This window comes from Collimonas sp. (assembly GCF_035566375.1).
In the GTDB taxonomy this organism is placed as follows: domain Bacteria; phylum Pseudomonadota; class Gammaproteobacteria; order Burkholderiales; family Burkholderiaceae_D; genus Collimonas.
This window is the reverse complement of the sequence record NZ_DATMRK010000084.1, coordinates 146,177-171,121: the sequence shown is the minus strand read 5'-3', so window position 1 is coordinate 171,121 and position 24,945 is coordinate 146,177. Positions and strand designations below refer to the sequence as shown.

The window sequence follows — 24,945 nt, the reverse complement described above, 5'->3', positions numbered from 1 at the left end:
GTTATCCGACTCTGTGTTAGTTAAGTGATTGTTGCGCCGCTTCATTTTGAAGCTGCCGGTCCTGATATTCGCGCGGCGTGCAACCCAGCTCGCGCTTGAATACCGCGTGCATGTATTGCACCGAAGTGAAGCCGCAACTGACGGCGATCTCGGCGACGCTGCGTTGCTCGTGTTCTTTGTTTTGCAGCATGTCCTTCGCCACGTCCAGTTTGAAGCGCAGGATTTCGTCATGCACGCTGCGCCCCAGTTCGCGGCGGAAATACCATTCCAGCGAAGAGCGCGAGACACCGACATAGTCAGCCACCTGTTCGGTCTTGATGCCCTGGCAGGCGTACTGGCGGATGAAATGCATGGCTTGCATCACATGCGGATGATTGAGCGCTTCGTGGCGGCTGGACGCCAGCACGTTGATGCCGGCCGGCGGCACCAGGATGCGGGTGCCGAGCAGGCGTGCGCCATGCAGCATCTGATGCAGCAGGTGGGCGGCGGTGCGGCCCATTTCACGCGTGCCCTGGATCACCGAGCTGAGCGGCACCCGGGTCAGGATGCGCGCCAGCGGGTCGTTGTCGATGCCGATCAGCGCCACTTGTTCCGGCACGGCGATGCCGGCGCACAGGCAAGCCTGCAATAACTGGCGCGCGCGGGCGTCGCTGACGGCGATGATGCCGATCGGTTTGGGCAGGGTGCGCAGCCAGGCGATCTGTTGTTCCACCGTAGTGTCCCAGGACGGTGCGCTGGTGCCGACGCCGCGATAGATTTCACCTTGCATGCCGTCACGCCACATCAGATGTTCGAACGCTTTCTCGCGCTCCTGGGCCCAGCGGTTCACTGCCGCTTGCGGCAGGCTGAAACAGGCAAAGCGCTGCAGGCCGGCTTCTATCAGGTGATCGTAGGCCAGCTTGACCAGTTTGAAATTGTCGGTTGCGACATACGGTGTGTCTTGCGGATAGTCGCCATCGTCGGCATACGATCCGCCTACCGCCACCACCGGCAGACTGACCCGTGACAAGGCTTCGCAAGCGGCCGGATCGTCAAAGTCGGCGATGATGCCGTGGCCCTGCCAGCGTTCTATGCCTTGCAGGCGGCAACGAAAATCTTCCTCCAGAAACAAATCCCAGGAAGCGCGCGTGCTGCTCAGATATTCGCCGATGCCGGCGATGATGTCGCGGTCGAAAATTTTGTTGCCGTTGAATAGCAGGGCGATGCGATGCACGGTTGGTATTCTTGTCATCCTGCAGTCTCCTGGGAGAGCCACGCAGCTTGCCGGCTCGTCATTTTGTCAATTTGTCACTACTAGGGACCGGTTCCGGTCCATGCGTCACGATTGTAGCGAAGCGTGCCGCCAGCGTCAGGCCAAATAGCGTTTTGTGCACTTGCAATAGAAAGAATCGCTAGTGCGCCTGGTGGATTTCGTAATTGTGGAGCGCCAGCCGCGGTTGCTAGTATTGCCCTCACCAATTGCCCACAGCAAGCCGCACCACCACCCGACAGGAGATCCGCAATGAGTTATTTCCCTTCCGTTACACCGATCCGCTTCGAGGGAAAACAGGCGCAAACGCCGCTGGCTTTCCGCCACTATGACGCCGATAAGCTGGTGCTGGGCAAACCGATGCGCCAACACTTGCGCATGGCGGCATGTTACTGGCATAGCTTTGTCTGGCCCGGTTCCGATGTGTTCGGCGCTGGAACCTTCCGCCGTCCCTGGCAAGAAGGCGGCGACGCCATGCAACTGGCGCACAAGAAGGCTGACGCCGCCTTCGAATTCTTCAGCAAGCTGGGAGTCGACTATTACACCTTCCATGACACGGATGTAGCGCCGGAAGGCAGCAGCCTGGCCGAGTATCGCAATAACTTCGCGCAGATGCTGGATGTGCTGGAGCGCAAGCAGGAACAAAGCGGAGTACGCCTGCTATGGGGCACCGCCAACTGCTTCAGCCATCCGCGTTTTGCCGCCGGCGCCGCCAGCAATCCCAATCCGGAATTGTTTGCCTACGCTGCGGCACAGGTATGCACCGCGATGAACGCGACTCAGCGCCTGGGCGGCGCCAACTATGTGTTGTGGGGCGGCCGCGAAGGTTATGAAACCTTGCTCAATACCGATCTCAAGCGTGAGCGTGAGCAACTGGGCCGCTTCATGCGGCTGGTGGTGGAGCACAAACACAAGATCGGTTTCAAGGGAACGCTGCTGATCGAGCCGAAACCGCAGGAACCGACCAAGCATCAATACGATTACGACAGCGCTACCGTCTACGGCTTTCTCAAGGATTACGGCCTGGAACGCGAAATCAAAGTGAATATCGAGGCCAACCATGCGACCCTGGCCGGACATAGTTTTCATCACGAAATCGCTACCGCCGCCGCATTGGGAATCCTGGGCAGCATCGACGCCAATCGCGGCGATCCGCAAAACGGCTGGGATACCGATCAGTTCCCCAACAGCGTCGAGGAAATGACGCTGGCCACCTACGAAATCCTGAAAGCCGGCGGCTTCACCAGCGGCGGCTATAACTTCGATTCCAAGGTAAGGCGCCAGAGCTTGGATGAAGTCGATCTGTTCCACGGCCACGTCGGCGCCATGGACGTGCTGGCTTTATCGCTGGAGCGCGCTGCCGGCATGATCGAAAACGACCTGCTGGCAAAGTTCAAGGCCGAGCGTTACGCCGGATGGGATGGTGCTTTTGGGCTGGATGTATTGGGCGGCAAGCTGAGCCTGAGCGACATCGCCGAACATGCTTTTGCCAGGCAGCTCAATCCGCAAGCTGTCAGCGGCCGTCAGGAAATGCTGGAGAACCTGGTCAATCGGGCCATCTTCGGCTGATGTGAAGTGTTGTTGCAGTCGAAGTTAATACGCCGAAGTTAATACGTTTATGCCACAAGCAGCTAAATCAAAACCAATGACAGGAGACGCCGCAATGAACAAGATCATGAGAAAGAGTCTATTGACAGCAATGTCGGTAGCCGTATTTGCGTTGAGCAGCACGGCCGCCATGGCCGATTCCAAGAATCCCAAGATCGGTTTTTCGATTGACGATCTGCGAGTGGAGCGCTGGGCCAGGGACCGCGATTTTTTTATCGCTGCTGCGGATAAACTGGGCGCCAAGGTATTTGTACAATCGGCCGACGCTAGCGAACAGCGGCAGATTGCGCAGATCGAAAACCTGATTTCACGCGGCGTTGACGTCATCGTGATCGTGCCGTTCAACGCCACCGTGCTGAGCAATACCGTCAAGGAAGCCAAGAAGGCCGGTATCAAGGTGGTGTCGTATGACCGCCTGATTCTCAACGCCGATATCGACGCCTATATTTCGTTCGACAATGAAAAGGTCGGCGAGATGCAGGCCGAGGGCGTGCTCAAGGCCAAGCCTAAAGGCAATTACTACCTGCTGGGAGGTTCACCCACCGACAACAACGCCAAGATGCTGCGCGAAGGTCAGTTGAAAGTACTCAAGCCATCCATCGACAAGGGTGATATCAAGATCGTCGGCCAGCAGTGGGTGAAGGATTGGAGCGCCACGGAAGCGCTGTCCATCGTCGAGAACGCACTGACCGCCAACAATAACAAGATCGACGCCATCGTCGCTTCCAACGACGGCACTGCCGGCGGCGCGATCCAGGCGCTGGCTTCGCAAAAGATGGCAGGCAAGGTGCCGGTCTCGGGGCAGGACGCCGATCTGGCTGCGGTCAAACGGGTGATTGCCGGCACGCAGTCCATGACGGTGTACAAGCCGCTCAAGCTGATTGCATCCGAGGCGGCCAAGCTGTCGGTGCAACTGGCGCGCAACGAAAAACCCTCCTATAACGCCCAGTATGAAAACGGCGCCAAGAAGGTCGACACCATCCTGCTGAAACCGACGCCGCTGACCAGCGCCAACGTCAAGCTGCTGGTGGATGACGGCTTCTATACCGAAGCCCAGATCAGCAGCAAATAAGCCCGGACGCATGAGCTGAGACAGCGGAGACGGCGGCTGGCGCTGCGGACTTTGGTTCGTGCGCCGGCTGGCTTTTTCCCATTCGCCCATTCAATTACCGCGAGAGCAAACATGTCCGACTATTTGCTGGAAATGCGCGGCATCGTCAAGGAATTCGGCGCCGTCCGCGCGCTCGATGGCATCGATATCAAGGTCAAGGCTGGCGAGTGCCTCGGCCTGTGCGGCGAAAACGGCGCCGGCAAATCGACTCTGATGAAAGTGCTGTCCGGCGTTTATCCGCATGGCAGCTGGCAAGGCGAAATCCTGTGGCAAGGGCAGCCGTTGAAATCGCAATCCATGCGCGATACGGAGGCTGCGGGCATCATCATCATCCATCAGGAGTTGATGCTGGTGCAGGAACTGTCGGTGGCGGAAAACATTTTCATGGGACACGAGCTGACCTTGGCGGGCGGCCGCATGAACTATCCCGCCATGTACCGGCGCGCAGCAGAACTCATGCGTGCATTGAAAATGCCGGACATCAATGTGGCGCTGCCGGTGATGCACTACGGCGGTGGCCATCAGCAACTGGTGGAGATCGCCAAGGCGCTCAACAAACAAGCCAGGCTGCTGATCCTGGATGAACCGTCGTCATCGCTGACGGCGTCTGAGATTGCGGTATTGCTGGACATCATCCGCGATTTGAAAGCCAAGGGTGTGGCCTGCGTGTACATCTCGCACAAGCTGGATGAAGTGGCCGCAGTGTGCGACACCGTGGCCGTGATCCGCGACGGTCAGCACATCGCCACCACGCCGATGCAGGCAATGAATGTCGAGCAGATCATCACGCAAATGGTGGGCCGTGAAATCAGCGCCATGTATCCGGATCAGGAGCACCAGATCGGCGAGGTGATGTTCGAAGCGCGGCATGTCACTTGCCACGATGTCGACAATCCGCAGCGCAAACGGGTCGACGACATTTCCTTTTCGTTGCGGCGCGGTGAGATCCTCGGCATCGCCGGACTGGTTGGCGCCGGCCGCACCGAGTTGGTGTCGGCCTTGTTCGGCGCCTATCCCGGACGCAGCCAGGCCGAGGTCTGGCTGGAAGGCGTCAAGGTCGATACCGGCACACCGCAGAAGGCGATCCGGCTCGGCTTGTGCATGGTGCCGGAAGATCGCAAGCAACATGGCATCGTGCCGGATCTCAATGTCGGCCAGAACATCACCTTGACCGTGCTCAAGGAGTTTTCACGCCACACCCACATCGACGCCGAAGCCGAACTGAAAACCGTGCAGGCTGAAATCAGCCGCCTCCAGCTCAAGACCGCTAGCCCGTTCTTGCCCATCACCAGTCTCTCCGGCGGCAATCAGCAAAAGGCGGTGCTGGCGAAAATGCTGCTGGCGCGGCCCAAGGTCTTGATCCTGGACGAGCCGACGCGCGGCGTCGATGTCGGCGCCAAGGCCGAGATCTACCGGCTGATGGCGGACCTGGCGCGGCAGGGCGTGGCGATCATCATGGTGTCCTCCGAGCTGCCGGAAGTGCTGGGCGTCTCCGACCGCGTGCTGGTCATCGGCGAAGGCAAGTTGCGCGGCAATTTCATTAATCGCGATTTAAGCCAGGAAACCGTGCTGGCGGCGGCCATCGACCAGTCGGCGCAGTATCTGGCCTCACAGCAGCATCTGCAATAGTCTGGAATTACTTCGGGAATTAATATGCGCACGATCAGCATCAAACAGTTATTCCGGCAATACAAGATCATGGCTCTGCTGATTGCGATCGCCATCATCTGGGCGTTTTTCAGCTGGAAAACCGAAGGCGGTTTTGTGACGCCGCGCAATCTCTCCAATCTGCTGCGCCAGATGTCGATTACCGGCATCCTGGCCTGCGGCATGGTGCTGGTGATTATCGGCGGTGAAATCGATCTCTCGGTCGGCTCCTTGCTCGGTTTGCTGGGTGGCGTCGCCGCCGTGCTGAACGTCAGCCATCACTTGCCCTTGCCGTTGAACCTGTGTCTGGTACTGCTGCTGGGACTGGCGCTGGGTTTGTTCAACGGTTATCTGACGGCGTATATGCGGATTCCATCGTTCATCGTCGGCCTTGGCGGCATGCTGGCGTTTCGCGGGATTCTGCTAGGCGTCACCGGCGGCCTGACCATCGCCCCGGTGTCCAGCGACCTGGTGTATCTGGGGCAGGGTTACCTGCCGCCGCATTTTGGCGTCGTGCTCGGTTGCGGCTTGTTTGCATTGGCGCTGGTGTTGAGCTGGCGCCAGCGCAGCAATCGCCTGTTGCATGCGCTGCCGGTGCCGCCGTTGTGGCGCGATGCACTGCGCGTGCTGCTGATCGGCCTGATATTGCTGGCGTTCGTATCCACCCTCAACACTTACGACGGGATTCCGGTGCCGGTGCTGTTGCTGCTGGCGTTGCTGGGGCTGTTCAGTTACATCACCACGCAGACCGTATTCGGCCGCCGCATCTATTCGGTCGGCAGCAATATGGAAGCGACCCGTTTGTCGGGCGTCAACGTGCAAGCGGTGAAGCTGTGGATCTTCGGCATCATGGGCGTGATGTGCGCGCTGGCTGGCCTGGTCAATACCGCGCGCCTGGCCGCAGGTTCGCCGTCGGCCGGCAACATGGGTGAGCTGGATGCAATTGCCGCCTGTTTCATCGGCGGCGCCTCCATGCGCGGCGGCTCGGGCACGGTATATGGCGCGCTGATCGGCGCGCTGGTAATGGCCAGCCTGGACAACGGCATGTCGATGCTGGATGTCGACACCTACTGGCAAATGATCGTCAAGGGCAGCATCCTGATGCTGGCGGTGTGGGTCGATGTCAGCACCCGTTCTGGCCGTTAGATGCATAGCCGTTTGTCGAATTGTAATCATTTGTAATGCTGGTCAACAGCATCCGCACGGCGGTCGTTTATTGCTCAAGCCCTCGGGAAATTCCTGAGGTAACCAAGACAATTTAAAGGTGCAAAAATGAACAAATTACTCGTTACCCTGATCGCTGGCCTGTTCGCTACTTCCGTTTTCGCTCAAGCCGCAGCTCCTGCTGCACCGGCTGCACCGGCAACTCCAGCCGTAACAACGGCACCTGCTGCAAAGGCGGATGTGAAAGCAAGCACAACCGAGACCACGGCTGCAGCGAAGACTGACGCCAAGGTAACAACTACCAAAGCCAAGGCCAAGAGCAAGAAAGCGAAGGCCCACCACACTGCAGCAAAAGCCAAGGCCGAAGTCCAGCCGGCTGCGGCCAAGGCAGACGTCAAGGAAGCCGCGCCTAAGTAATCAGGTTAGTGCGCATCACGAGAGACAGGGCAACCTGTCTCTTTTGTTTTCAGGTTTCAATGCGGGATGGTCGTGGAGAATCTCTGGCTATGGCGGCTAACGCTCATGCTATGATCGATCGCGCTGTTCTGCGTGGCTGAAAATTCATTTGTTGGATATTTTTCAAGGAGTAGATCATGGGCATACTGGAAGAAGTAATTGGTGCGGTGGTAGCGGTTGAAGGCGTGAAGAAACTGGATCCGAATGCATCCATATTGACCGAGGGCATCGCTGCGGTTGCCGGTTACAAGGGTGTGGAAATGGTAACGGAACGTCTGGAAAACAAAGAAGAAGAGAACAAAGAGGGCGACGACACCCCTCAACAACCAGCTTAAAGTTTTAGGTAAGCGTTTTAAGTAAGTCAGGATATGAGGAGGCTTCTCGATCGGGAAGCTTCCTCTTTTTTTTTCAATTCCCCTAACATTTCGTCACTTTCGCAGGCCTTTTCCGTGACGAACTTGAAAGACAAAATCCGCAAAATATGTCACTGTAAGCCCCGGTCCCGATTTCGTATCTGGATCCAGCCACGGCTGTGCAACACGACCGTGGTAACGACAACAATTCGAATCGACGCAGGGAGAAAAGATGAAGATGACTTATTGGATTGCCGCGAATTTAAGAGGTGACAAGAGCGACGCCATCATTGCTAGAACAAAGCATGACTGCGAACAAAAAGTCATCGCTTACGGCAGCTCTTCCGAGTACGGCCAGCCAGTAAAAAAATCCTTCCTCTACGGCGATGCATTTGATTTGTTTGAGATGGCGACGGCTAAAGATGGCGGACGGGGCATGGGCTAGGCTGGTAGTATCCCTGGCGCCGCAGGAGTTAGTACAACAAACGGATTTTTCTCGCAATCTTTTATCCTATTCCCATGCTCTCCACTCTCGTTACTGTCTTTTTTCTTCATGTTGCGGCAATGATGACTCCTGGCGCCAATGTTCTGCTCATTTCGCAATTGGCGGCAAGTGATCGTTCTCGCAGCGCGGCGTTCGCGGCATTAGGTGTGACGACTGGTGCGGCCATTTGGGCAACTTGCGCAGTGCTCGGGATCAATGCCATATTCAAGGCATTTCCTTGGCTGCATCTTGTGCTTCAGATTGCAGGTGGTCTGTATCTCTTGTATGTTGCCAGTCGTCTGTGGCGATCGGGTGGTGTGGCTTTGAATGGCGGTGCGTCGCATGTGTCCGGTAGGGCTGCATTTCGCCTCGGTTTTTTGACAAACATCACCAATCCAAAATCCGCACTGTTCTTTGGCAGTGTCTTTGCTGCTTCATTCCCGGTCGCGCCGGCGCCGTTATTGCAGGTGGCGGCGGTGACGATGATTGTGCTCAATTCATTGTGCAGGCATTCGCTGCTGGCTTACCTGTTTTCCCGGAATCGGGTTCGGCTTGCGTATTCACTTGCGAGTCGTGGCTTCAATCGTGTTGCTTCAATCGCTGTTGGGACCTTGGGTGTCGGCTTGCTGGCGGCTTCAGTACGAGAGGCCAGGTCGTAGATCACGAAGCCAGTATCAGCCTTCAAACCTGACCGGCTCCGTGCCGCCATTTTTCCGTCGCACCACGACGGTCCCGGCGAGCTTGTCATGCCAGCCCTGCTTGCGCTTATCGATTCCCACCCAGATAAGCCCGAGGCAAAGAGGAATTGTCGAGACGAAGTAGCCCACATAGCGGATCGCATTCTGCTGCAAGCTTGGTGCTGCTCCGGTCTTTGCATCGACGATGCGGGCTCCTATTGCCATCTTTCCCGGCGTTGCTTGCCTTGCATACCAAAATGCGATGACGACGGCCGCCGGCAATATATACGAAATCAAAATATTAGCCGGCCCGCTTAGCGTCACGCCGGATGCCAATTCTTCACGTCCGTAGACGGCGAACAATATCGGGAAAATCACGATCAGCATCAAGACAGTGTCAATCAAGCTGGCCCAGACTCTTAGCCAGAATCCGACATATTCGAATTCGGTCGATTCATTCATTCTCATATCCTGTCTTTGTCCTGTGGGCGCTCTTCTTGATAGATGTATCACGCGTATGTCCAATTGTAATGGATTGTAAGGGAGGTCAACAGCATCATCACAGCAGGCGTTGATAGCACAAGGCCTCAGGAATCTCTTGAGGAAATCAAGATAACCAAGATAACGCAAAGGTACACAAATGAATAAATTACTCGCTACTCTGATCGCTGGTCTGTTCGCAACTTCAGTTTTTGCTCAAGCTACTGCGCCAGCAGCGCCTGCAGCCGCTGCTCCGGCCGCAGTAACCGCACAAGCGGCAAAGGCCGATGTAAAAGAAAGCAAGGCTGACGCCAAAGCCAATGCAAAGGAACTGAAAACCGACGCAAAAGCTGATGCAAAAGTAGCGGATGTCAAGGCCGATGCCACAGCAAGCAAAGCGAAGGCTCACCATGTTGCTGTAAAGGCCAAGACCAAAGCAGCCGCCGCAGAAGCCAAAGTGGATGCGAAAGAAGCCGCACCTAAGTAAGCAGTTCGATGTTGATTCAAAGAGGCAGGCTGGTCCTGCCTTTTTGTTTTAGGAGAATCAAAATGAAAAAATTTCTAGCCGTAGCTGCAGGATTGATCGCAGGCGCTGCACTTATGAGCGCGACAGTCCCTGCCATGGCGCAGGTTGATGTCGGCGTCAATATCCGGGTGCCGGGTGTGTATGTCGCGCCTGCGCCAGTCTATGTTCAACCGCGTCCGGTATATGTGGAGCCGCGCCCGGTATACATAGAGCCGGAACGAGAAGGCGAATGGCGCGAACGTCATGGGCGAGCCCGCGAATGGCGAGAAAATGAAGCGCGCCGTGAACACCACGAGCATGACGAACATCGTGATCATGATCGTGGAGAACATCGCGGCGACCGCCGTGGCCACGATGATTAACAGCGTTAACTGCGCGCATCGTGCGGTTACAACCGGTTACGACAAAAACATTTTGTATTGTAGGCGCGGCGACGCGAGCTGGCGTTAATCGAGGGCGGCACCAGTTAATTCAATGTTCAAAACCAGATACATTCATTCAAGGGGATACATCATGTTCAAGCTTAATCGCTCAGGAAAAGCAGTCGTTCTCACCGCATTGGTCGCTGTGTTTGCCAGTGCCGCCGGCAGTGCAATGGCCGACACAACATGGCAAAAGAATCATCCGCGCCGTGAACAAGTCAACAACCGGCTGAATAACCAGAACAAGCGTATCAAGAACGAAGTTAAAGAAGGCGAAATGAGCAAGGCGCAAGCCAAGACCTTGCACAAGGAAGACCATGCTATCCGCCAGGAAGAACGCGATATGGCCAGACAAAACGGCGGCCACATCACCAAGTCTGAACAGGCAGTATTGAATCAACAGGAAAATGGCGTCAGCAAACAAATCGGCAAGTAATAGACAACTGAGTGACAACCGAGCGCCAACTCGGTGATGTCGGCGGATAGGGCATCGTTGCTGCCCTATCCGCCGTTATTCATTTATGCCTGCAGATCAATGACGCCGCTGATGCCTGGCGCGTATTGATGTGTTTCTGCAACAAGAGACGGATGGTGTCGGCTGCTTTGCGTTTGTCATCCTTTTGTCACATGGCTTGTAGAGAATCCAGGTTTGCAGGGTTTGTTGTGATAAACAATGCGATTGAATCGCAATCTTTTAACAAGAGTGTCGACATGAGAACGTTTTTACATTTGTACCGCTACTACCGGAAGGGTGGTTGCCGCATATTTCCAGCAATGAAAAGAGCGAATCGCGCCTGGAACCACGGATTTTAAAATTCCTTCTATCGAGTTGTTACAGTGTGTAATACCAGTCAACGTTACCCTGATGCCGGTCGTTTATAGCTCAAGCCCTCGGGAATCTCCTGAGCTTTTTAAGATAACGTTAAGGTGCACACATGAACAAATTACTTGCTACTCTGATCGCTGGCCTGTTCGCAACTTCTGTTTTCGCTCAAGCACCGGCAGCTCCGGCTAAACCAGCAGCAGCGCCAGCCGCTGTAACCACCCCGGCTGCAAAGGCCGACGCGAAAGAAGCGAAAACCGACGCCAAGGCGAATGCACAGGAGTCGAAAACCGACGCCAAGGAAAATGCGAAAGTAACGGACGCTAAAAACGACGCGATGGAAGCCAAAACCAAGGCTCACCATAAAGCTGTAAAAGCCAAAACCAAAGCGAAAGCTGCCGCTACAGAAGCCAAGGAAGATGCGAAAGAAGCTGCTCCTGCAGCGAAGTAATCAAGTCGCTCAGTAAAAAAAGACAGGCTCTGCCTGTCTTTTTTTTCGTCCGCATCTATGTGCCGATTTCCCGCTGATTGCAGTTCAAGAGTTTAATGAGATTGCTATCTCGCAGGGCGATGACTATTATGAAACAACGCCAGATTGATGGGTTGCATCGACTTCAACTGACAAGTAATAGCAATGGGTGGCGCCAGCAAAGGTACTTCCGCAGGTGGCAAGCCCGGCCAGGAGTTAGCACTGACAAGACAGCGGGGTGATTGCGATGAAGCATGTATTTCTGTTTCCAGCGTTGTTCCTGGTGGCAATGACAACGTTTGCCGAGGACACGACGTTTCTGAACCCGCAAGACTTGAAATGGGGAACGGCGCCACCGTCAGTCCCGAAGGGGGCGAAGCTTGCGGTGTTGTATGGCGACCCGTCCAAAGAAGGCGCATTTTCGTTTCGCGCCAAGCTCCCTGCGGGCTATGTCCTGCCTCCGCACTTTCATACGAAAGACGAGAATTTGACCGTACTGTCGGGCGCCCTATACCTGGGGATGAGCGACACCTTGGACAAGAAATCGGCGCATGTACTGACGAGCGGCGGATTCCATCACCTGCCGGGCAAAGTCCACCATTATGCCTACACGAAAACCGCAACGCTCATACAGGTTAGCGGCGACGGTCCGTTCGACATCAACTATCTGAATCCGGCAGACGATCCACAAGCCAAAAAATAGCGCAGGGGCTGTGATCCTTCCTCTGTGGCACGGGCGCTGTGGCACCAGGTTGCGCCTTGTCATTGGGGCATGAACCAGCATCCAGAAAATAGAATGCTCCGCTTATCCCCTCGAACCACGCCAATATGTGTCAGGGAGGTTTCATGATTATTCGCCAATTGTTTGAGCCTTTGTCCAGCACTTACACCTATCTCCTTGGCTGCGAGGAAACCGGCCAGGCGGTGTTGATCGACCCGGTGGTTAATGCGATGGAGCGTGACCTGGCAGAGCTTAATCGGCTTGGCCTTACTCTTGCCTATAGTCTCGACACCCACGTTCATGCAGACCACATTACCGCAGCGCTGCACCTGAAGACAGCGGTGGGAAGCAAAATTGCCGCACCGGCCTGTGATCGGCTGCCGTGCACCGACTTCGGCATCGAAGAAGGCAAGCCATTTCAGGTTGGCAGTATTTCGCTGGCTCCCTTGTACACACCTGGCCATACCGACGGCCATTTCGCCTATCTGCTCGGGGACAGGGTATTTACCGGCGACGCCCTCCTTATCGAGGGTTGCGGCCGGACGGATTTCCAGAATGGCGATGCAGAAGCTTTATACAAAAGCGTAAGAGAGAAGCTGTTTACTTTGCCGGATGACGTCCTGGTATACCCGGCGCACGACTATCAGGGCCGGCGCGTTTCCTCGATAGCGCAGGAAAAGAAGCGTAACCCTCGGCTTGGGGCGGAGCGCACTCTGGAGGAATTCAAACAGATCATGGCAAATCTGAAGCTGCCCTATCCGAAGTTCATCGATTACGCCGTGCCAGGAAATAAGCAATGCGGCGTTTGTCCGACCGGTCTGCCAGAGGATCTTGAAAAGTATTGCCGGCATATGACCGTAAGCCCGCAGGGTTAGAAGCCTTCCTAAGCAATATAACTATGTGCCGGCCATCGGCGCCAATTGAAAGGATCACCAATCATGTCCAGACTCCGTGTTCACGCTTTCTCCATATCTATTGACGGCTACGGCGCCGGCCCCAGCCAGAGTCTCGACAATCCGCTCGGCGTCGGCGGCATGGCGTTGCACGAATGGGTCCTCGCCACCCGGACCTTCCAACAGATGTTTGGGAAAGGTGGCGGCACGACTGGCGTAGATGACAGCTTTGCGGCGCGCGGGTTCGAGAACATTGGGGCCTGGATCATTGGGCGCAATATGTTCGGTCCTGTCAGAGGCGCCTGGCCCGACGATACATGGAAGGGATGGTGGGGTAACAATCCGCCGTACCACACTCAGGTCTTCGTGCTGACCAACCACGCCCGGCCGTCGATCACGATGGATGGCGGCACCATATTCCACTTCGTTACCGATGATATCCATGCCGCACTCCAGCGCGCCAGCGACGCTGCCGACGGCCGGGATATCCGGCTCGGCGGCGGAGTCGCCACGATCCGGCAATACCTTCGTGCGGGACTCATCGATGAGCTGCACCTTGCCATTGCTCCGGTCCTTCTTGGCTCTGGAGAGCACCTTCTTGCCGGCATCGACTTGCCAAAACTCGGCTATCAATGCACTGAATACGTCCCCACGCCGCATGCGGCCCACGTGGTCCTGACGAAGACTCAATGACGTACGGGATGTAAGTGAAAGAGGGTTCGCTTAATTTGAAGATGCCCCTGTCGGCATTTCTGCTGACGAGTGGGCCACGAACTAAGAGTCCGTTACTCAAGTAAATAAATCGTGCCATATTTTGGCTCAATTGAGCCAAAATATGGCTCATGAGTAAAATCAGCGAAGCACTTTTCTCCAAGGCGACCAGGGCCATTCTGAGCAATGTATTCGCGCGTCCAGATGGCGTGCACCTGCGTGCGCTCATGAGCCATACCGGACTTGGCTCTGCTTCGGCTCAGCGCGAGTTGGGAAAGCTGACGGAGGCGGGACTATTAACCAGGCAAGAGCTTGGCAAAGTCATCCTTTATAAACCCAACACAAATTCTCCAATTTATCCGGAGTTGAGCGCGATCATCCGCAAGACCGAGGGCGTGGAACAGGTCTTGAAGGAGATGCTTTTACCGTTTGAGAGCCGTATCGAATCTGCCTTCATCTACGGCTCGGTTGCCAAAAATGAGGACACCGCGTTCAGCGATATCGATTTGTTTGTGCTTGCCGATGAGATTGGTAGCGCAGATCTTTATCCGAAACTGGTCGAGGCTGAAGAAAAGTTAGGCCGAAAGATAGGGCTTACTGTCTATCGTCCGATGGAATACCGGAGGAAACTGGAGGGGAGAAATCATTTCCTCGTTTCCGTCATGGACGGGCCTAAGATCCAGCTAATTGGTAAACCTGACTAATTTTCCCGGGCACCCCGACAGATCGGAAATCTGCCTCCGCGTGGAAAAGAGCTCTATTTAAAGTTCAAGAATTATTCTCAAAAAACCCATTCATGCTGACGAGCTTGCCCTGATCGTCATACTCGCCATAACTGATCCCGGTGCCGATAGTTATGTTCTCCTGCGTTTTCATATCCCAGTTAGCGATGCTTTTTTGATGGTGCGACATGAAATAGGTCGTGACGAAATGGGCGCCGGGAATCTGTTGATGCAAATTCTCCATGTAATTGATGAGCTCGTCCCATGACGCCGCTTGCACCAGCGGGTCTGTGTACACGGCGTTATCGGCGAGTACTTCGGAAAATGTCGCCAGCCTTTCCGCCTTGCTTGTCATTTTCCAGGTGGAGGTATATTTTTCCCAGGTGTTTTTAAGATCTGCATTCATGTTTGCTTCTCCTGTCGTGATCAATTGATTGGAATGGCATAGTGCATGACCGATTCATTCGAGCTGGGGTTATAGCTTGCGCCATAGAACTCCAGATCGGCCGCAGCGGAGTGTCTTCTTCCGCTGCGCGGCAGCCAGGTCGAATAAATATAGTTGATGCTGTTGTCGATCAAGCTGACGGCGCCGTTGTGCGTAAATTTGGCATAGGTGCATGCCGGGATTTCAATCGCCAGCATTCCGTCCGGGATATCCGTGAGCGCAGTCACTTCAATCGCACAAAAATATTCCAGTTCGTCGCTGTTCTCCGTTATCTGCCTGACGACGCCGTAACACGTACCGCCAACCCTGTTCTTGATTTCGGACAGCCGTGAAATGAATTGCTGCCACAGAGGCGGAAGTTTTTCGCCGATATTATTTTTCTCTGAATCGGTACCAAAGAAACTTGTCCTTAGCCCTACAAGGTGCATTTCCTTTTGCGTATAAATTTCGGGGACGGTATTCATCCTCTGGTTGATATGTTCAAGATAGTCTTGATCGAACTTTACCTTTTGCGGGAATGGCCGTCTCTTTCCTGCTTTGCGATATTCGGCCGGGGTAGTATCAAACGCGGATTTAAACGCCCGTGTAAAGCTTTCCTGGCTTTCAAAATCCGCTTCCATTGCGATGTCGATGATTTTTTTGTCGCTGTTCAATAACTGCTCTAGTGCTTTCCCGAGTCTTCTCGAACGGATGTAGTCCTTGACGGTATCGCCTGTCAGTCCTTTAAAGATACGTTGAAAATGCCATTGGCTCAGGCCGGCTCCGCTTGCCACTGCACTGATGGAAATCGACTGTTCAAGATTGGCTTCGATATAGTCGACGCCGCGTTGAATTTGATCGAGATAATTCATCGGTTCTCCTTAGTGAATGGATGAATGATAAGAGAATTCAAAGCCGGGGTTTTGATATTTTGTGCTCGATTTTGATCAGCATTGATCAGCATGACGGCCGATAGGAAGTCTTGTTGAAGCGCATTGCCGGCGTTTCTCTGAAGTTGACGGGCTGAACATCACTGAGAAATGTGTGGACGAAAATGCAAGTAATTCGGACCTCAATCTTGCGATTGGAGCATTTCGTCATTTTCCCGGGATTTGCTTTTTCTCTGGCCGATAACCATCATTCAGCGTCTTCAGGAACGCAACAACGTCCTTGATCTCATCATCCGTCAGCGCAGGCGGCGCCCCCGGCTTGCTATCAAACGGCGCGTCGGTCACGTCCACATTGGCGTGATACGCCGCAGGCAAATCGTCGTACTTTTTCAGCTTGCCATGCTGGTCGCGCGAGTACCATTTTTCCGGCTGGGTTTCGCGCTCGACGTAAAAACGCACGACCTCTTCCAGCGAATGAAACACCCCATTGTGAAAATACACCTGGCGGGTGGCGACATTGCGCAAGGTCGGTGTCTTGAAGTAGCCGCAGTAGTTCAACTGTTCGGCCATATCCTTGCGCCACGGGCCGCACATGCCCAGGTCAACATACCTGGGATCGCGGTTGGCCAGGATGGCCTGGTTGCGCGGCGCCGCCAGCGCTTCAAACTGATAATCGGTAAACACCGGCGGGAAGCGGCCGTTGTGCGATGGTTTTTCGCTATGGCAGGTCGCGCAGTTACCCTTTTTAGTATCCTTGAATAGCTTGAGCCCACGCATTTCCTGCTCGCTCAGCTGCACTTTCTCTGCCAGGTAGTAGTCGTATTTGCTGTCGTAAGGATGGAAGCTGCGATCCTCTTTCTGGTACAGCGCCAGCGCGTAATAAGCTTCGCCCAGCGCCAGATTGGACGAGGTGAATACGGCGGGACCAAACAATTGCAGCATGTCGCTGGCATAGGGCGCAGCCTTGAGTTTCGCCAGCAGTTGCGCCGCGCTCTTGTTGGCCATTTCATTCGCGGCTAGCAAAGGACCGCCAGCCTGGTCTGTCAGGTTGCTTGCCCGTCCGTCCCAGTCGAAGCCGCCTTGCGGCACCACTTCCTGCACTGCTGCGGCCGGCTGCAGCGTCGCCTTGGCTACCGCTGGCGCCGCAGGGCTGACCTTGGCCGCTGCCACTTGCAGGAGGGCGCCTTTATCGTCTTCATCAGGTTTGCTGTCCGGGCCGATAGAAAATGCCGGCGCGTGTTCGTGATAGCGCAGCGACGGCACAGCGCGGCCTCCTTGGGCTTGCAGATGCATGCCGCCGAGCTGTACTGCGAGGCCGTTGGCCGGCGCGTGGGCGTTATCCGGGTTATGGCAGGATGCGCAGGAGAGCTTGCCGGACGCAGACAGGGATTTATCGTAAAAGATCTTTTTTCCGATCTCGGCCACGGCGCTTAAGGGCGCCACCGGCGCATTCAGGCGCGCCAGCGCTGCCTGGGCAGTGGTTGCCGGCAGCGGCGTTACAGGTGCAGCTGCTGGCGCAACTGTTGGTGCAACCGCAGCTGGCGCAATACCAGTACCTGCCTTGTCTTGACGGTTACAAGCGCTCAAGAGAAACATCAGCGTTGCGAGCAGCAGGATCGCTGTATGCGGCGAAGCTGGGACAGCGCGAGCAGGGTGCGGCTGAAACCGGATTTTCATAGAGGCTCAAGGACGTGCGACGGTGAAGTTTTCGTTGCGATGCATTGCGCTGATAACGCCTGCGAACGTGGTTGCGCATCTGGATGAAAACAATAACCCGACACAGTAGCGCTGAAATATTTCAACTTGATGAAATTGAGGGCTTTGTAATTAGAGTCGATGCGTCAGGTGAGGAGGCCGGCAGGTCATGATGCGGTAACAAGCCGACCCTACAATCCAGCTCCGAATGTTTCTCTTGGGAACTATCTCTGTGTCATTTCTCGACTGCCGGACGGTATCCGGCAAGCTGCCAGTCGAGCGCAAGCGCATTCATCACTAAAAACTACAACAGGAGCATCAATGAAACTGTATTCCAGATCTGCGAAGCATCGTTTCGCGAAGCCGGCGCTTGCGCTGGCCATCACAGCCGGCCTGCTGGGCGGCTGCAACTCCGGCAGCTCCGGCAGCTCGTCGTCAGCTCTCAACAACGGCTCGACGGCGGCAGCGCAAGCCGCCACGCCGATCCAGCACGTGGTTGTCATCTTCCAGGAAAACGTCTCATTCGATCACTATTTCGGCACCTATCCAAATGCCGCCAATCCGGCCGGCGAGCCGGCATTCACGGCCGCAGCCAATACGCCGGTGGTCAATAATCTGCAAACGCCGTTGGATGTCACCCAGAAATTCGCGGCACTTAGAGTGCCTAGCCTGCTGACAGCCAACCCGACGACGCTAAACGCCGGCAACGGCGTCAACGCGATCAATCCTTTCCGTCTTGACCGTTCGCAGGTCGTTATCGCCGACCAGGATCATGATTACCAGGTCGAGCAAATGGGCTTCAACGGCGGCGCCATGGATCTGTTCCCGGCATCGCTGGGCGCCGGCAACTCGGCGCCGCCGCAAGTGCTGACGCCGCCGCTCAACACCAATGGCCTGACCATGGGTTACTTCGACGGCAATACCGTGACGGCGCTGTGGAATTATGCGCAGCATTATGCGCTCAACGACAATTCGTTCGGCACCACTTTCGGCCCGTCGGCGCCGGGAGCGATCAACCTGATTTCCGGCCAGACCAACGGCGTCATCGCTACCAACCTGTCGGCCAGCCAGGCTGGCAACTATGCGGCCGGCGACGGCTATTACGGCGAGCTGTCCGGCGACAGTATGGGCGGTATCAACCTGGCCGGCGACGCTCAGCCTTTGAACGACGCTTGCATGACACGCGATGCGGCGCAGCTGAGCGGCAAGAATGTCGGCGATCTGCTCAACGCAGCAAATGTCAGCTGGGGCTTCTTCGAGGGCGGATTTGATTTGACCGTGACCAATGCCGACGGCTCGACCGGCTGCAATCGCACCAGTACATCGGCAATTACCGGTGTCACCAAGAAGGATTACATCCCGCATCACCAGCCGTTCCAATACTATGCGAGCACTCAGAACCTGAAGCATGCGCGTCCGAGCTCGGTATCGGCTATCGGCAAAACCTTGCAGGCAGATGGCAAAACGCCGGATCCGGCCAATCACCAATACGACATCCACGACTTTTTCGATGCGGTATCGGCTGGCAATTATCCTGCAGTCAGCTTCCTGAAAGCGCCGGCTTACCAGGATGGCCACGCCGGCTACTCCGACCCGATCGATGAGCAAGCCTTCGTCACCAAGGTAATCAACTTCCTGCAGCAGCAACCAGGCTGGAGCAACACGCTGGTGGTGATTGCCTATGACGATTCGGACGGCTTTTACGACCACCAGGCCAGCCCTATCCTGAATCCGTCGTCCAACACCACGGCCGCCGCCGCTTTCAGCAGCAACGGCCTGACCGCGCCAGGCGTGGCGGACATGCTGAACGGCCCGGGCGTATGCAAAACCAATGGCCCGGGTTCGCTGCAAGGCATGCCGACCGTGTTGTCCGGCGTTTCCGGCAAGAGCGGCGCCCAAGGCCGCTGCGGCTACGGTCCACGCTTGCCGCTGCTGGTGATCTCGCCGTATGCGAAAACCAACTATGTCGACCACACGCTGACCGACCAGACCTCGATCCTGCGCTTCATCGAAGACAACTGGCTGTCCGGCCAGCGCATCGCCGGCTCCTACGACGCTATTGCCGGCACCCTGAACAATATGCTGAACCTGAGCGACGCACCGAGCACATCGCTGCTGATCCTCGATCCGTCGACCGGCCAGCCGATTGCTTGCCCGACCTGCAAAAAAGCGCTAGTTGCAGCTGCATCAAAAACTTAATAACGAAATACCGCCAACTATCTTGATCGATCTGCACTATGAGAGCGATCGATCAAGCTGGCGTGCGGAGCCTGACCGTAGATCACCTGTCCCGTGCCTGCTATAGCGGCAAGGGACAGGTTTTTTTCTGCTGCGCACGCAAAGCTAATCATCGACTGGAGAATATGATGAGTTTAAAGAAAAATGATTTTTCGACGCAGTTTGCCGCACGCATTCTGAAACCGGCGTTGGCCTGTGTGGCCGGTGTAGCGCTGCTTGCTTGCGCAGGCGCCGTCCACGCCACCGGCAGTGGCAATCTTATCGTCAACGGCGGCGGCGAAACCGGCCTCTGCGCGACCGACTGGAAAGCTGTTAAAACCGTGCCGGGCTGGCAGGTATTGCTGGGTAGTCCGACGCTGGTGTGCTATTCCGTCGCAAGTTTCACTACGCCGTCCTCACCGGCAGCCGGCAATGCCTTCATCGCCGACGGCCCGTATGGCGACTCCGCCTTGATGCAAACCATCAACGTGTCTGCCGCCGGCAGCGCGATCGATACCGGTACGGTGACTTACTCCTTGTCCGGCTGGCTGGGCGGCTATGCCGGGAATGCGGGGCAAGCCGTCGTCACGGCTACTTTCCTCGGCGCTGCGGGCCAGGTACTGGGCAATCCGGGCGAACTGTCAGGCGTCACGGCCAGCGCGCGCGGCAATGCCAATGCATTCATCGTCAAGTCGAACAACGGCACGGTGCCGGCCGGCACGCGCTCGATTGCGGTGCAGCTGCAGTTCATCAATACCTCGGGTTCCTACAACGTCGGCTACGCCGACAATCTGTCGCTCACCTTGTCGACTCCCGTGCCTGCGCCTGCCTTGGTAGCGCCGGCATCCACGGTGCCGGCCTTCGATCATGTGTTCTTCGTGATGATGGAAAACACCGACTATTCGCAAGTAATCGGCGATACCGCCAATGCGCCATTCATCAACTCGCTGGCGCAAAGCGGTACCCTGATGACCAACTATAGTGGCGTCTACCATCCCAGCGATGAGAACTACCTGGCGGTCTCGGGCGGCGACACCTTCGTAACCGGAGCAATCTACTTCCCGAACATCAAGGTCAGCGCCAGCCACATCGGCGACCGCCTGGAAGCGGTCGGCAAAACCTGGAAAGCCTACGAACAAGGCATGGGAACCCCGTGCAACACCAAGAACAATTTCGACAGCTATTACCAGCCGGATGACGCGCCGTTCATCAACTACACCAACATCTCGGGCAACCCGACGCGTTGCGCCGCCCATCTGTTCGACACCACGCAGCTCACCACTGACTTGCAGTCGGCATCGACCACACCGAATTTTTCGTGGATAGCTGCCGACGACAACGCCGACGGCGAAGCATCGGGCAACGGCTCTGCCAACAGTCTGCAGGTGCAGGACGGATGGCTGAAGCAAACCTTGCAGCCGATATTCGCGTCGCCGGCATGGATCAATGAGCGCTCGTTGCTGATACTGACCTGGGATGAATCTTCCGGTAGCGTCGCCAACCACATCGGCGGCATCGTCTACGGTTCGCAAGGGCTGGTCGGAAGCGGCGCCCTCAGTACTGCAAGCTACAACCATTACAGCGTCGGCCGCACCATTGAAAACGCGCTCGGAATAGGGCCACTGACCGCCAACGATACCTACGCTCAGCCCATCAACGACGCTTTCACGCCGAACGCAAAAGCCGCGGCCTCTTCGTTTAGCGTCGCCATGCCCAATGTGAAGCAGGGAGAAAACATCGCCTTCAATTTCAGCACCACGCCGGCCAACACCAATTCGTCCAACTGGGTCGGCATCTACGCTGCCGGCGCCAGCCCGGGCACCAACAGTTCCGCGCTTTGGCAATACGTAGCGGCCGAAGGCGGCGTGACTTCGTTCAGCACGGCATCGCTGGCGCCCGGCACTTATACGGCCTGGTATTTATACAATGGCGGTTATGTCAAGCTGGCTGGACCGGCTACCTTCGTAGTTAGTCAGTAAGCGTTTCTCTTGGCAGTAGGGAAAAAAGCACTTCCGATAAGCGGAAGTGCTTTTTTTTTCTTAAAACAGTCTCAGCAGGCTTCTTTGAGCCGCTTACATATTTCCCCAGCAGCCCATCAAAGATGAACGCCTCAGGTGGCGCGGCGGGCCGCCGCTTCATGGACGTTGCGGACGCTACCCTCGCTGATGGACACGCCCAGCAATTCCACGACACCGCGCTACGTGCTGTGGCAGGTCAGGGCCAGGTCCAGTGTCAACTCAACGAATAAATAGTCATCGATTTCTATTATTTTCCGCATCGCGCGGCATTTTTCCGGTAATATTTTGCCGAAACCGAGCAAATAGTCGGTTTTAGTGTTTTTACGGGTTGGCGCCCAAGCATGAAATGCTGCTGCGTTTCCCTGTTTGCGCCTGCCCCAGAGTGGCGCCCAGATTTAGCCCTCCGGTCAACCTGGCCGGCGGGGCAATAACTAAACGAAAAGGAGCAGTACCATGAAAAAGAAGGCAACCATCGCCATCCTTGGCGGCGCAGGCATGATGGGGCAGGGCATCATCCGCGACCTGCTGTCAGACCGGGCAATCATCGATATCGCCGAAGTGCGGCTGTTCGATAGCCATCGCGCAAGGATGGTGGCGCTGCGCGAGCAGCTCGACGATTCCCGCCTCACCCTGCATGACCTGGATGTGGCCGATCCCGCGGCGCTGGCACGCTCGCTCGCCGGTGCTGACATTTGCATCAACGCCGTTCCCACCTTGGCCGGGCACCAGATGGAGATCTTCGCCGCCGCTCTGGCTGCAGGTGTCGACTATGTGGACCTCGGTGGGCTGGGTACCTACACCGTCAAGCAGCTGGAATGGCAAGAGCGTTTCCGCCAGGCTGGTGTGGTGGCGGTGCTGGGAGTGGGCGCCGATCCCGGCATGTCGAACGTGATCTGCCGCGCGGTGGCGGACCAGTTCGACGAGGTCGACAGCATCAACCTCTATTGGGCCGCCACCCTGACCGGTCCGGAAAATCCGGTCCTGGTGCCGCCTTACAGTGTGTCGACCGTGCTGGCCGAATATGCGCATCCCTGCATCCAGTTCCTCGATGGCCGTCATGTGGAATGCCAGCCCCTGACCGGCGTCGAGACGATCGACCTGCCGCAGCCTTGGGGGCGCTGCGAGTTCATGTACTCAGTGCATTCCGAGCAGCTGACCGTGCCGTTGGCCGATGGCATCCGCCAGAAGGGCATCAAGGAGTTCACCTGGAAGCTGCACCTTCCGCATCGCGAGCACGAGGCCTGGGTCGGCCTGGTCAAGGCCGGCTTCGGTGATTTCGACCGGCCGGTGGAAGTCAATGGCGTGCCGGTGCGTCCGTTGGATGTGCTCAATGCCGTCATCCACCGCAACATCGCCGAGAAGCAGGACCAGATCCCGCAGCAGCAGAGCCATGAGATCCACTTCGCCATCGGCCGCGGCCGGATCGGCGGCAAAGCTGCCAGCGCGCGCTGCGAAGTGTTGGTCCGCCCCAATCCTATGTACGACGGTTATGTGGACGCGGCTACCTCGATGAACGCCTCCATCGCGGTCCAGCTGATCCTGAGCGAGACGCGCCGGCCCGGCGTGTACGCGCCGGAGGCGTATTTCGATGTGCAGTCCTATTTCAGGGAAGCCGAGAAGCGCAAATTCGCCATCACCCTGACGCTGGACATGGCTTGATCGGGCAGGGGGAAACCATGCGCAACTTGCTCTATATCGACGGCGCCTTTGTTGCGCCGGCGTGCGGCGGCTTCCTGGAGGTGGTCGACCCGGCCAGCGAGGAACGCTTCGCCGAGATCGCGGCGGGTACCGATGCCGATGTGGAGGCCGCCGTGCTGGCCGCGCGTCGCGCCTTCGATCAAGGCCCGTGGCCACGGATGCCGGCCGCCAGCCGCGCGGCCGTCTTGCGCCGTGTGGCGGCCGAGATCCGCGCCAATCTCGAGCAGCTCGCGCTGCTGGAGGTACGCGACAACGGCAAGCCGCTGAAGGAGGCGCGCTGGGACATCGGCGATGCGGCCTTCTGCTTCGACTACTACGCCGACATGGCCGAGCAGGTCGAGGCGGAGGGCGAGGCGGCAGTCGATGTCGGCGACTCGCGCTTCACCTGCCGGGTGCGCAAGGAGCCGCTCGGCGTGGTGGGCGCCATCACGCCATGGAACTTTCCCTTGCTGATGGCGGTATGGAAGGTGGCGCCGGCGCTGGCGGCAGGTTGCAGCATCGTGCTCAAGCCGTCCGAATTCTGTTCGCTCAGTTGTGGTGAACTGGCGCGCTACTTTCATCAGGCCGGCCTGCCGCCCGGGGTCTTCAACCTGGTGACGGGCCTTGGCCAGCAGACCGGTGCACCTCTGAGTGCGCATCCCGGCGTCGACAAGCTCGCCTTCACCGGTTCCCAGGCCACCGGCTCGCAGGTGATGCAGGCGGCGGCCCGCGACATCCGTTCCGTCAGCCTGGAGTTGGGCGGGAAATCCCCCTTCATCGTGTTCGCCGATTGCGACCTGGACAAAGCGGTCGAATGGATCCAGTTCGGCGTCTTCTGGAACCAGGGGCAGATCTGCTCGGCGACCTCGCGCCTGCTGGTCGAGCGGTCGGTCCATGACACCCTGCTGGCGCGCTTGAAGGCGGCGGCGGAGCGGATCGTGATCGGACCGGGTGATCAGGATGGCGTCCAGATGGGGCCGATAGTCTCGGCCTTGCAGCACCGCCGGGTCATGGAAGGCATCGAGCGCGGCCTCGCCAGCGGCGCCCGCCTGGTCACTGGTGGCGGACGGCCGCCACACCTCGCGCGCGGCTATTTTGTCGAACCCACCATCTTCACCGATGTGCCGCTCGACAGCTGGATCTGGCGCGAGGAAGTGTTCGGACCGGTCCTTTGCATCCATGCCTTTGACACGGAACAGGAGGCGATTGCACTGGCCAACGACAGCCGCTTCGGCCTGGCGGGCGCAGTGATGTCGGATGATTTGGCGCGCTGCGATCGGGTGGCCAGGGCGCTGCGTGCGGGTGTGGTCTGGGTTAATTGTTCGCAACCGACCTTCACCCAGCTGCCGTGGGGCGGCTACAAGGCTTCGGGCATCGGTCGTGAACTGGGGCGCAATGGCTATGAAGCCTTTCTGGAGGTGAAGCAGATCACCAGCTTCGACCATAGCCAGGACTGGAATTGGTACCAGTCGACCGGAAATCCGGATTGAGCGGGCCGGCAGCAGCGG

The 24,945-nt window shown here is 57.0% G+C and carries 25 protein-coding genes; 20 read left to right on the top strand and 5 right to left on the bottom strand.

Annotated elements, in window-relative coordinates; genetic code table 11:
- Positions 1-16 precede the first annotated feature (16 nt).
- A complete protein-coding gene (locus VNZ60_RS25130; protein WP_325664125.1) occupies positions 17-1,231 on the bottom strand; it encodes a XylR family transcriptional regulator in 1,215 nt (404 codons plus the stop codon).
- A 270-nt stretch (positions 1,232-1,501) separates the two neighbouring features.
- On the opposite strand from VNZ60_RS25130, the gene xylA reads away from it, so the two are divergent.
- The 8 genes from xylA to VNZ60_RS25090 all read left to right on the top strand — a co-directional run bounded on the left by xylA (position 1,502) and on the right by VNZ60_RS25090 (position 8,731).
- The gene (gene xylA / locus VNZ60_RS25125; RefSeq protein WP_325664124.1) at positions 1,502-2,818 is read left to right on the top strand and encodes a xylose isomerase; all 1,317 of its coding nucleotides are present in this window, start codon (positions 1,502-1,504) and stop codon (positions 2,816-2,818) included.
- A 130-nt stretch (positions 2,819-2,948) separates the two neighbouring features.
- Positions 2,949-3,929, top strand: coding sequence for a D-xylose ABC transporter substrate-binding protein (gene xylF / locus VNZ60_RS25120; protein WP_414648975.1), 981 nt, complete (start codon positions 2,949-2,951; stop codon positions 3,927-3,929).
- Positions 3,930-4,040: 111 nt separating this feature from the next.
- Positions 4,041-5,597, top strand: a complete 1,557-nt coding sequence (gene xylG / locus VNZ60_RS25115) for a D-xylose ABC transporter ATP-binding protein (RefSeq protein ID WP_325664120.1) — start codon at positions 4,041-4,043, stop codon at positions 5,595-5,597.
- 24 nt (positions 5,598-5,621) lie between these two features.
- Positions 5,622-6,761: a sugar ABC transporter permease gene (locus VNZ60_RS25110; RefSeq protein ID WP_325664118.1), complete on the top strand. Its 1,140-nt coding sequence runs from the start codon at positions 5,622-5,624 to the stop codon at positions 6,759-6,761.
- 126 nt (positions 6,762-6,887) lie between these two features.
- Positions 6,888-7,196 carry a hypothetical protein gene (locus VNZ60_RS25105; protein ID WP_325664117.1) on the top strand — a complete coding sequence of 103 codons (309 nt, stop codon included), beginning with the start codon at positions 6,888-6,890 and terminating at the stop codon, positions 7,194-7,196.
- A 176-nt stretch (positions 7,197-7,372) separates the two neighbouring features.
- Positions 7,373-7,570, top strand: a complete 198-nt coding sequence (locus VNZ60_RS25100) for a hypothetical protein (RefSeq protein WP_325664115.1) — start codon at positions 7,373-7,375, stop codon at positions 7,568-7,570.
- A gap of 250 nt (positions 7,571-7,820) precedes the next feature.
- Positions 7,821-8,033, top strand: a complete 213-nt coding sequence (locus VNZ60_RS25095; RefSeq protein WP_325664113.1) for a hypothetical protein — start codon at positions 7,821-7,823, stop codon at positions 8,031-8,033.
- Between the two features lie 74 nt (positions 8,034-8,107).
- The gene (locus VNZ60_RS25090) at positions 8,108-8,731 is read left to right on the top strand and encodes a LysE family transporter (protein ID WP_325664111.1); all 624 of its coding nucleotides are present in this window, start codon (positions 8,108-8,110) and stop codon (positions 8,729-8,731) included.
- A gap of 15 nt (positions 8,732-8,746) precedes the next feature.
- On the opposite strand, the gene VNZ60_RS25085 is transcribed toward VNZ60_RS25090, so the two are convergent.
- Positions 8,747-9,211, bottom strand: a complete 465-nt coding sequence (locus tag VNZ60_RS25085; RefSeq protein WP_325664109.1) for an RDD family protein — start codon at positions 9,209-9,211, stop codon at positions 8,747-8,749.
- A 178-nt stretch (positions 9,212-9,389) separates the two neighbouring features.
- On the opposite strand from VNZ60_RS25085, the gene VNZ60_RS25080 reads away from it, so the two are divergent.
- From VNZ60_RS25080 to VNZ60_RS25045, 8 genes are all read left to right on the top strand, one after another.
- The gene (locus tag VNZ60_RS25080) at positions 9,390-9,716 is read left to right on the top strand and encodes a hypothetical protein (protein ID WP_325664107.1); all 327 of its coding nucleotides are present in this window, start codon (positions 9,390-9,392) and stop codon (positions 9,714-9,716) included.
- Positions 9,717-9,778: 62 nt separating this feature from the next.
- A complete protein-coding gene (locus tag VNZ60_RS25075; RefSeq protein ID WP_325664105.1) occupies positions 9,779-10,117 on the top strand; it encodes a hypothetical protein in 339 nt (112 codons plus the stop codon).
- Positions 10,118-10,268: 151 nt separating this feature from the next.
- The gene (locus VNZ60_RS25070) at positions 10,269-10,613 is read left to right on the top strand and encodes a hypothetical protein (RefSeq protein ID WP_325664103.1); all 345 of its coding nucleotides are present in this window, start codon (positions 10,269-10,271) and stop codon (positions 10,611-10,613) included.
- Positions 10,614-11,112: 499 nt separating this feature from the next.
- Positions 11,113-11,451 (top strand): hypothetical protein, encoded by a 339-nt coding sequence (locus VNZ60_RS25065; RefSeq protein ID WP_325664101.1) that lies wholly within the window; start codon positions 11,113-11,115, stop codon positions 11,449-11,451.
- 265 nt (positions 11,452-11,716) lie between these two features.
- Positions 11,717-12,172: a cupin domain-containing protein gene (locus tag VNZ60_RS25060; protein WP_325664099.1), complete on the top strand. Its 456-nt coding sequence runs from the start codon at positions 11,717-11,719 to the stop codon at positions 12,170-12,172.
- Positions 12,173-12,315: 143 nt separating this feature from the next.
- Entirely contained in the window at positions 12,316-13,065 is a 750-nt protein-coding gene (locus VNZ60_RS25055; protein ID WP_325664097.1) for an MBL fold metallo-hydrolase, read from the top strand.
- A 63-nt stretch (positions 13,066-13,128) separates the two neighbouring features.
- Positions 13,129-13,776: a dihydrofolate reductase family protein gene (locus VNZ60_RS25050; protein ID WP_325664095.1), complete on the top strand. Its 648-nt coding sequence runs from the start codon at positions 13,129-13,131 to the stop codon at positions 13,774-13,776.
- A gap of 149 nt (positions 13,777-13,925) precedes the next feature.
- Positions 13,926-14,498 carry a nucleotidyltransferase family protein gene (locus tag VNZ60_RS25045; RefSeq protein WP_325664093.1) on the top strand — a complete coding sequence of 191 codons (573 nt, stop codon included), beginning with the start codon at positions 13,926-13,928 and terminating at the stop codon, positions 14,496-14,498.
- A 64-nt stretch (positions 14,499-14,562) separates the two neighbouring features.
- Here the strand turns inward: VNZ60_RS25045 and VNZ60_RS25040 are convergent, their stop codons facing one another.
- The 3 genes from VNZ60_RS25040 to VNZ60_RS25030 all read right to left on the bottom strand — a co-directional run bounded on the left by VNZ60_RS25040 (position 14,563) and on the right by VNZ60_RS25030 (position 17,507).
- The gene (locus tag VNZ60_RS25040; RefSeq protein ID WP_325664091.1) at positions 14,563-14,922 is read right to left on the bottom strand and encodes a nuclear transport factor 2 family protein; all 360 of its coding nucleotides are present in this window, start codon (positions 14,920-14,922) and stop codon (positions 14,563-14,565) included.
- 20 nt (positions 14,923-14,942) lie between these two features.
- A complete protein-coding gene (locus tag VNZ60_RS25035; RefSeq protein WP_325664090.1) occupies positions 14,943-15,812 on the bottom strand; it encodes an AraC family transcriptional regulator in 870 nt (289 codons plus the stop codon).
- A gap of 225 nt (positions 15,813-16,037) precedes the next feature.
- Positions 16,038-17,507, bottom strand: coding sequence for a cytochrome-c peroxidase (locus tag VNZ60_RS25030; RefSeq protein ID WP_325664088.1), 1,470 nt, complete (start codon positions 17,505-17,507; stop codon positions 16,038-16,040).
- 339 nt (positions 17,508-17,846) lie between these two features.
- Here VNZ60_RS25030 and VNZ60_RS25025 point away from each other — a divergent pair, with 339 nt between their 5' ends.
- The 4 genes from VNZ60_RS25025 to VNZ60_RS25010 all read left to right on the top strand — a co-directional run bounded on the left by VNZ60_RS25025 (position 17,847) and on the right by VNZ60_RS25010 (position 24,927).
- Entirely contained in the window at positions 17,847-19,724 is a 1,878-nt protein-coding gene (locus tag VNZ60_RS25025; protein ID WP_325664086.1) for a phospholipase C, read from the top strand.
- A 167-nt stretch (positions 19,725-19,891) separates the two neighbouring features.
- Positions 19,892-21,721, top strand: a complete 1,830-nt coding sequence (locus tag VNZ60_RS25020; protein WP_325664084.1) for an alkaline phosphatase family protein — start codon at positions 19,892-19,894, stop codon at positions 21,719-21,721.
- 492 nt (positions 21,722-22,213) lie between these two features.
- Positions 22,214-23,419, top strand: coding sequence for a saccharopine dehydrogenase family protein (locus tag VNZ60_RS25015; protein WP_325664082.1), 1,206 nt, complete (start codon positions 22,214-22,216; stop codon positions 23,417-23,419).
- 17 nt (positions 23,420-23,436) lie between these two features.
- On the top strand, positions 23,437-24,927 hold the full coding sequence (locus VNZ60_RS25010; RefSeq protein WP_325664080.1) for an aldehyde dehydrogenase family protein: 1,491 nt from the start codon (positions 23,437-23,439) through the stop codon (positions 24,925-24,927).
- Positions 24,928-24,945 lie beyond the last annotated feature (18 nt).